The organism is Alcanivorax sp. HI0044, assembly GCF_001634945.1.
The window spans coordinates 1-965 of the sequence record NZ_LWEZ01001891.1 but is presented as its reverse complement, the minus strand read 5'-3'; the positions used below and the strand labels follow the sequence as shown (position 1 = coordinate 965).

The following is a 965-nucleotide window of genomic DNA, read 5'->3' as shown; positions in this document are numbered from 1 at the left end:
AAAGGCGAATCCTCCGGCCAGGTGCAGATGCTGAAAGAACTGCGCATCGACTGCGACGCCGACACCGTGCTGGTGAAAGTGGACCAGACCGGCCCCGCCTGCCATACCGGCCGCCGGGACTGCTTCTACTGGAAAGCCGACGCCGACAACGTGACCATCGACAAAACGCCGATCATCGATCCGAAAGAGCTTTATAAAAAATGACTCTCAAGCTGCAGAACACCCTCACCGGGCAAAAGGACGACTTCATTCCGCTGGATCCCAACCGCATCACCCTCTATGTGTGCGGCCCCACGGTCTACAACTTCGTCCATATCGGCAACGCCCGCCCGGTGGTGGTGTTTGATGTGCTGTATCGCTTGCTGCAGCGGCTCTATCCGGAAGTGGCCTATGCCCGCAACATCACCGACATCGATGACAAGATCATCAATGCCGCAGCGGAAAACGGCGAAGACATCGGCGAACTCACCGAGCGCTTTAGCGCCGCCTTCCTGGAAGACATGGCGGCCCTGAATGCCAAAACCCCGAACATCATCCCCAAGGCCACCGATCACATCCCGGAAATGCTGGCGATGATCGAAACTCTGGTGGAAAAAGGCCACGCCTATGAGGCCGACGGCCAGGTGCTGTTCGCGGTGGAATCCATGCCCGACTACGGCAAGCTCTCCGGGCGTAAACTGGAAGACATGCTCGCCGGTGCCCGGGTGGAAGTGGCCGACTACAAGCGACACCCTGGCGACTTCATCCTGTGGAAACCCTCCACCGATGAACAGCCCGGTTGGGACTCCCCCTGGGGCCGTGGTCGCCCGGGCTGGCACATCGAATGTTCCGCCATGATCCACAAGCATCTGGGCGATGTCATCGATATCCACGGTGGTGGGCAGGACCTGATCTTCCCGCACCACGAGAACGAGATCGCCCAGGGCTGCTGCGCCCACGGCACCGATTATGTGCGCTACTGGATG

2 protein-coding genes are annotated in these 965 nt (G+C 59.9%); both read left to right on the top strand.

Annotated elements, in window-relative coordinates; genetic code table 11:
* Positions 1-204, top strand: a 204-nt coding sequence (locus tag A3730_RS28235; RefSeq protein ID WP_304439544.1) for a phosphoribosyl-AMP cyclohydrolase, incomplete at its 5' end; no start/stop codon positions are given.
* The coding region (gene cysS / locus A3730_RS28230; RefSeq protein WP_063539399.1) for a cysteine--tRNA ligase at positions 201-965 on the top strand (765 nt) is incomplete at its 3' end. The genes A3730_RS28235 and cysS, both read left to right, overlap by 4 nt.